We start from the raw sequence: 1378 nt of genomic DNA on the forward strand, positions 1-1378 counted from the left end.
GGTAACCATAACTTTATCGTTACCACCTGAGGAAATATCCTCTGTTAAAATAGTACCGTTCAATATGTTTTCGGTCTGCACCGCGTTGTCCGCCAGCTTGGTATTGGTCACAGCATCGGCACTCAATTTTGCAGTAACAATGGAAAGGTCCTCTACCTTAAAGGGATCCAAAGTCGTACCTAAACCTGTAATCGTTATCTGGTCCGCAATGGCATCGAAGCTCGACTTGTCCACCCAGGCCACGGTACCTACCGCATCGGTAACCATAACTTTATCGTTACCACCTGAGGAAATATCCTCTGTTAAAATAGTACCGTTCAATATGTTTTCGGTCTGCACCGCGTTGTCCGCCAGCTTGGCATTGGTCACAGCATCGTCATCCAATTTTACAGTGGTCACCGCTCCATCGCCCAGCTTGGCAGTTACTATGGAAAGGTCCTCCACCTTAAAAGGATCCAAGGTCGTACCCACACCCGTAATCGTTACCTGGTCAGCAATGGCATCGAAGCTCGACCTGTCAACCCAGGCCACGGTACCTACCGCATCCGTAACCAAAACCTTATCGTTGCCACCGCTTAAAATATTTTCGGTCTGCACGGCGTTGTCCGCCAATTTCGCATTGGTCACCGCATCGTCATCCAATTTTACAGTGGTCACCGCTCCGTCTCCCAGCTTGGACGTTACTATGGATAGGTCCTCCACCTTAAAAGGATCCAAGGTCGTACCCACACCCGTAATCGTTACCTGGTCAGCAATGGCATCGAAGCTCGACTTGTCAACCCAGGCCACGGTACCTACCGCATCCGTAACCAAAACCTTATCGTTGCCTCCGCTTAAAATATTTTCGGTCTGCACGGCGTTGTCCGCCAATTTCGCATTGGTCACCGCATCGGCACCCAATTTTGCAGTTACTATGGATAGGTCCTCCACCTTAAAAGGATCCAAGGTCGTGCCCGCACCCGTAATCGTTACCTGGTCCGCAATGGCATCGAAGCTGGACCTATCTACCCAGGCCACGGAACCCACCGCATCGGTCACCAAGACCTTATCGTTGCCACCGCTCAATATGTTTTCGGTCTGGACCGCGTTGTCCGCCAATTTCGCATTGGTCACGGCATCTTCATCTAATTTTATGGTCGTAACAGCCCCATCTTCCAGCTTGGCTGTAATGATGGAAAGGTCCTCTACCTTGAAGGGATCCAAAGTCGTACCCACACCCGTAATCGTTACCTGGTCAGCAATGGCATCGAAGCTCGACTTGTCAACCCAGGCCACGGTACCTACCGCATCCGTAACCAAAACCTTATCGTTGCCTCCGCTTAAAATATTTTCGGTCTGCACGGCGTTGTCCGCCAATTTCGCATTGGTCACCGCATCG

General features: G+C 50.7%; 1 protein-coding gene. It reads right to left on the reverse strand.

Annotation, left to right across the window (positions count from 1 at the left end; all coding sequences use genetic code 11):
• Positions 1–1378 (reverse strand): hypothetical protein (locus D0S24_RS21225; RefSeq protein WP_220377804.1); only part of this gene is annotated, 1378 nt, incomplete at both ends.

The sequence above is a fragment of the Arenibacter sp. P308M17 genome, assembly GCF_003426735.1.
Classification (GTDB): domain Bacteria; phylum Bacteroidota; class Bacteroidia; order Flavobacteriales; family Flavobacteriaceae; genus Arenibacter.